Here is a 6,445-nt window from a genome sequence, read left to right as displayed (position 1 = left end):
ACATGAATCAGGTCGCCGAATAGGAGACTCTTGTTAGAGTCAACGCGCGGATAGCACACGGGGCCATCCCACGGCTCGCCCGGTCGATACGCGTAGTTCCAACAACCCACGAGATCGGACAACCCGTCACCGTTCAGGTCCACGAGACCGCTGCAATAAGGCAAGGCAATCGGCCGAGGCTTCCCGGCGTTGTATCGAAGGAGGTCACCCGTGCCGATCTGCGGCACATAGTCTGATGACTTCAGCGGCTGCCTCGTTGAGAGCGTCTTGAAACGAATCTCAAAGCTGCGATCCGTGGGAGACGCGGCCACCCACTCGATGCGGCCTTTGTCTCCGTGCGCAAACAACTCATCGAGAGCATGGGGCACGCGTGAACCCGACACGGCGTTGAAGACTTCGATCGAATTCGGGTCAAGCGCTCCCTTACCAGCCTGCTCTTTGATGATCGATCCGAAATCGATTACGGGATCGATAGGTACATTGACGCAGGGCAATTCCGATCGTATCTCGACGGGAAGCACGTATGCGTTGTCCGCACGCGCCCCAAGGCAAGCAAGAACAAATAGGGCGGCACCCAGGCATCTTGAATTGGGTGCGTAATGACAGGACGAAGACTTCATGAAGCAGACTCCTACCGCAAGACCCGCGCCTCAGCCCAGTTCGCGTGATCGGCGCCAATTCCGTTGCCACCGTCCCCGACGCGCAATTCCAACGTTTTGGCGCCGGCGATGTCTATGTCCACCCACGAGGGTGGATCGCCCCGCTGCATAAGGCCCGACTTCCATTTCGAGACGCCGTCTGCGAGGACTTCAAATGTGACGGTCGGCGTCGTGGCAGAGTCAGCGCCTACCCAAGACTGGAAATGAGAGTACTTCCCCGAAAGATCGTAGACGATGCGCGCAGTTGCGTGGGTTCCAAGTCCTCGCACGAATTGTTGGCCGCCGATGGTCATCGGCTTCTCCCACACGCTGCGGTTCTTCTGTAAAGTTCCGTAGCCCTGCTCCACGCTAATTGGCTCCAGCGTGTCTAGATAAACGCCGTCAATTCGTTCGATGGTTGGCTCAAGGTGAATTGGATCGCCCTGCGCTTCAAGAGAGTCTAGCGGGTCAAGCAATACTTGAGATGCAAGCGAAATGGACTCGGGTTGCGGTAGCGCATTTCCATCTTGCGCTGCCCGCATCTCTCCAGGCTTGTTTGCCCAAAGCCAACACGAGACTCGTTCCTTGCCATCGTTTGAGAACAGGGTAAATCCCAACGCGTGTTCACCCGCTGGGACACTCATCCGGTAGAAGCGCCAGTGTTCAGGACGAGGAAGCACACTGGCAGCCCATCCCAGTTCTGAGTCCATCACGGAGACGTTTGCCTCTTGACCGTCAATGCGACCGGTACATACGAGGCTCTCGGGCGATTGTGCGTCCTCCACCAGGAGCAAGGCTTCTGTGATAGGTGCAGACACGGAGACTTTCGCATCGAGAGTCAATCGGACTCCAGATCCGCCCAATGGGCCCCGACACGTAAAGTCGGGTCCGAGCGGCTGCTCTGGCCCGTCGAATACGACGCGCTCAACGGTATGGTGCGCCTCGGAAACCTTCAACGCGCCGTCGCCAAGGCTTGACGCTAACGGCAGGTCAGTGCGGGGTTGAGTTGCATCAACTGCGAGTAGCAGCGTTTCATACGGCGCCAGCGTCACATCCAGCGATGCGCCATTGCGCAGGTCACGCCCATACACGCGAACCTCGGGATATAAGCTAACCGCATTTAGCGGGCCTGCACCGTCCGCTCCGTCCAGCGGGACAGAATAGCTTTGCGGAGCGATCCACGGATTCCGCAAGAGTATCAGTCCTCGTCCGCCCGTCCAATGCGCGTATCCGTAAGGCTCGCGCGGCATGACAGCGTCTTGCACAAACTTTGGACAACGCCCTTCGCCCCATGAGGAAGGCAATAACGGAGTTGTCTCGCTCAGAATGTCCGCGTTGGCGCGCGCCCAGGTCAACAGGCCGGCAAGCGACTTCCATCGGCGTTCATCCATGTACGCGGGATTGATATACAAAGGGAGAAACATGTTTCCGCGAAGTATTGTCGTCACTGCATCGTTCATGAACGGCTCGGGTGTCTGGTGAATAATGCCCAACACTTCTTGCGCGGCAATGGGAACAGTACTCCAATACGCGCCCTGCAAATTGAAGTAGTCTCTGGCCGTCGTGTACGACTCACGATACACGGGACACGGAATGCGTCCGTATGGGGCATCGTCGCCATAACTACCGATAACGGAATTGCAGTAGAACAACCACCACGGGCTCGGGTTCCAGCCGAAACAGGTCGGCTCGAGCCAGACTCCGTCCGCCGATGCGTGTGCGGATTGCGCTGCGGCGATGAATCCCTCGGCAACGGCTTCCGCCGAGAGGATTCCGGGCGCGTGCCCATGGTTTGATTCCGGACAAGTTGGCACATAGCCATCGAGTTTGAACTGACGTACGCTGTTGCGCGATGCCATCTCAATCAATCGATCGCGAAACGCCCCGCTGTACTTGGGTCCTCCGAGGCAAGCGGTGCGAAAGACGCTGGCGCCGGGGATAGAGTCGATAAACGTCTCGTAGCCCTGGCTTGCGGCCCACTCGTTGTCGAGAGCCTGGGGATATCTGCTGCTGGGCGATATCCATAGGCCAAGATGACTCTTCATCTCCTCAGCGGCGCGGGCGATGCGCGTGAATCCCTCGGGGAAGAGAGTGGTATCGATGCCCCAGAACGTGTGCGCGTTTGCCCAGCCCATATCGATACAGAATGAATCCAGCGAAACGCCGTAGGGTTTGTAGAGGCGCTGGTTGAAGATATCCATCAACTTCAGGATATCGGCTTCCGTGTAGGGAACCGGAGACGTCCACCAACTGTTGTAATCGATGTGGAACTGGCCACGTGAAGGAAGATGACTGGCAATATAGCGTTGAAACGCTTTTCGCTCGTCACCGGGTTTAGCAATGCCGTATACCGCCTTGCGCGTCTCGTACCACTCGCCAGGTTTCATGGCGAATCCTGGCCGGTGGGCAACAATCAGCGTGTTGCCTTCGAGCCGGGTCGCGCCGATGGGAAACTCGATCCCCGCAAAGAACCCGTCAATGAAAGCCGGATAGCTCTGGATGTCTCCGGGAGACATTTGCGCATGGCGCTCGGAAACATCGAGTTCATCGAGTATCACTTCGTTGAGAACAAGGTCCTTCTTTTCGCCGGTGTATCGCAAGCGCGCCCACTTTCGCAGCACCAGTTCATTCGCCGACCATTCGGCAATCGTTTCGACTTCAAGCTGTCCCGCGGAGTCGAGGGAGATAGGATCAAAGCGCGAAGTCACCGTTTTGCCTGCTTCGAGGGAGCCTTCGAGGTTCTTGGAGGGCATGCCGCCAACACGAATGGTCCCGTTGAAGTCAATGCGGGGACTGTTCAATGGAATTTCGAGAGTCGTCTGCTCGGACTTCAGAAGTACTATGCTTCGCGTAGAATCCAAAGCCATTGGCTGCCAAGACTCGACTGCATTTGCTCGCAGCAACAGAACCGCTAGAGACAGTACGACAACAGACTGAATGGTTGTTCGTGTGATGGACATCGTATGCTCCCCTTCCCCCGGCACCCTTGAGAGATCGGCCATCTCCCCTCTCTTCGCGAGACGCCTGGTTTCGGAGAGTATATCGCCTCAGCGTGCTGCTATTCCTGCTCCGCAGACTCCGCGTTGGGTTCATCTGCATCAGGCGGTGAAGATGCAATGACGATTGTGCCCAGATCGACTGACTCATCGGGAAGACACTCGATTTGTTCCGAGCGCCAAAGCCCGTCGACATCGCTTACGCTGACCTCAAACGTGGCAGTTGCCGCACGCACCTCGGCGATACCCGGCAATGCAGAGAATTCGCCGGCTGCATTGAGTCCGACGGATATCGTGTTTGTGCTGCCGTCCTCATAGATGGCTTTGATAGTGGCTCCGCGATCAGGAATTGGCTTGCCTGCCGCGTCGACGACCACACCTCTAACGGTACACGTGGCTTCCAGCACAAGGGTTTCTTCAGGAAGCACATCACCCAGCTTTGCCTTGAAGTGGGGCGTCTCCACGCGCGGACCCTGATGGCTCGTTCCCGCGGACGCCCACACCTCGACGAGTTCCTGGTAAATGAGAACGTTTACATGCCCTCCGGCATCGATGCTCTGCGGTACGCTGGTACCATAGCGACGCCCATCCGGCGTAACAATTCCGGTTTCGATTATGGCCTGCGCAACTGGCTTGCCTTCGTGATTCAGAATCCGTAACGGCAGTTCCAGCGGTTCAGGAACAAGCAGATCCTGATTGACGGTAGCTCCCTCTCCCACGCTGACAGGCTTACCGAATCGTTTCACGAGAGCGCTATCGCCATCAAACGTTGTTACCCCCGCGAACAACACGTAGTCGCCCGAGGCACACCGAAACGTAAAGTTTCCATTTTTGTCAGTTCGCTCGATCTGGGGATATCCCTGCGAATCTGTTCGTTGCATGAAGAGCATGGTCTCAGGGACGGCTCGATGTGTCTTCTCAGTGAGTACTCGCCCCGCAACCGCTCCGCTCTTCGCAACGGTAAAATCCTTCTCCGCGTCTTCTCCGGGTGACAACTTCAGACCACTAAGCGGCGTGGCCAACGGTATGGACACACTCACGTCTTTTCCCTTCTCGTTCTCCACAACGAACAAATCGTGTGTCATGGCTGGATAGAGATCGGTGAATTCGTACGTTCCATTCGATGCCACCAACGCACGCTGTTCTTCGGAAACCCGCATGCCTGTACGGATCGTGCGCGTATCGGGCTCGGGCAATCGGCTTTGGACAGCCACGAGCTTTCCCACAGCGGGGCTGCCATCCTGCCAGAGGACCTTTCCGTGGATCTTGGCTTTCTCCTTCATCCGCAATTCCACGTTGCCTTGCGCAAGAGCAACGCGTGAGAAGCAATCGCCTCCCTGCATTTCCGAATTAGCCCACACGTGAGCCCATGCCGCTTTTGCATCGACCCCCAGGTCAAACCGCCCCACACTGTCGGTAACGGCAACAGAGAATGCCCCGGTATACTCCGGCGTATAGTTGTCCTCATTCCACACTTCCGAAGTGCATAGCACGCCGTCGGGAACCGGTTTACCGTCGGGCGCAATAAGCACACCCTCCACCGCCAGCCCAGGCCGAATGCTGAAGTCCACGTCTTTGTACACTTCGCCGGCCTTCAGATCCTGAGCTTTGATGTCGTTCATGTAGCCATGCTTTGCGGCAACGAGCTTCGCGTCACCTGTGTGCTTCACCTCCGTAAACACGTAACGTCCCGATGCATCGGTATTGGCTTCGTACACACGCGAGCGGCGCGTGGCGATGACCAGCAAGACCCTCGTCCACGGAACAGGCTGACCGTTCTCGTCAGTAACCTTTCCCGAGATAGCAATGTATTGGCTGGGATCGGAGATCTCGTCGGAAGCCAACGTGGGCGCGGTTACCTCAGGCGTCTTGGTTGGTGTCGCACCTTTGGATAGAGACGTAGGTGCTTCAGGCTCAGGGGAAATTGCATCAACCGTCTGTTGTACGCCTTCTTCCTGCCGCTGAATGTCTCGCCACGTAACGCGCTTGTCTCTCACGGAAACGTACGCGACGTACGTTGCCAGCCCAAGGATTGCGGTAACAATCACAGACTTAACGAGAGAGGCTAAGAATGCGCCGGATGATGCGGCGGCCTTCCCAAGCGCACTGGGCAGCATTCCGGACAGCGCCAGTTTTCCCAGCGAAGAAGCAAGGCTTTGCGGGGCGGGCTCCAGCGAACCGGCGCGCAACATTCCAGCCAATGCGGAGAACTCGGCGCGAACTCCCTTCTTCTGCAGATTGATGCGGATTCGCTCGATGCCTTTGGCGATTCGATAACTTACAGTTCGCCTTGGGATGCCTAAGTCATCCGCGATCGACTCATGCGAACGTTGCTCCAGGAAGTGAGCAACGATCACCTCACGCAACTTCTCAGGCAACTCCGCGATAGACTCGTCGACCACATCCATTAACGCGGACCACTCGGCCCGCTGCGAGAATTGCGACTCTTCCGCGAATTCCTGTTCACGCTCGCGCCGCCGCGAATCCGACTTGATGCGATTGATTGAGCGGTGCGTCGCCAAAACATGGAGCCAACCGCCAATGGAACTGCGAACAGAGTTGCCCGATTTCGCTAACTGAAGGAAGCACTCTTGAGCAACTTCTTCGGCATCGGCACGGTTCTTCAGGATGCGCAAACACGTCGTGTAGACCATGTTCGCGTGCCGCCGGACCAACTCATTGAATGCTTCCGGATCGCCCTCACGCGACCACCGCTGCAGTAGAAGCACATCGATTGCGACCATTTCTTGTCTATCTCCTGGAGCCGACCTCCAGATAATAGACAATTCCGGGGTGTGTTTTCGGCAAAGA

3 protein-coding genes are annotated in these 6,445 nt (G+C 57.0%); all 3 read right to left on the bottom strand.

Going from position 1 to position 6,445, the window contains the following annotated elements; all coding sequences use genetic code 11:
• A partial coding sequence (locus tag K1Y02_24465) for a hypothetical protein (GenBank protein MBX7259537.1) occupies positions 1 to 620 on the bottom strand: 620 nt, incomplete at its 3' end.
• 11 nt (positions 621 to 631) lie between these two features.
• Positions 632 to 3,598, bottom strand: a complete 2,967-nt coding sequence (locus K1Y02_24460) for an NPCBM/NEW2 domain-containing protein (GenBank protein MBX7259536.1) — start codon at positions 3,596 to 3,598, stop codon at positions 632 to 634.
• A 98-nt stretch (positions 3,599 to 3,696) separates the two neighbouring features.
• On the bottom strand, positions 3,697 to 6,378 hold the full coding sequence (locus K1Y02_24455) for a sigma-70 family RNA polymerase sigma factor (protein MBX7259535.1): 2,682 nt from the start codon (positions 6,376 to 6,378) through the stop codon (positions 3,697 to 3,699).
• Positions 6,379 to 6,445: the final 67 nt, after the last annotated feature.

This window comes from Candidatus Hydrogenedentota bacterium, from assembly GCA_019695095.1.
Taxonomy (GTDB): domain Bacteria; phylum Hydrogenedentota; class Hydrogenedentia; order Hydrogenedentales; family SLHB01; genus JAIBAQ01.
The sequence above is the reverse complement of the archived record's forward strand: the minus strand, read 5'-3'. Positions and strand labels throughout refer to the sequence as shown.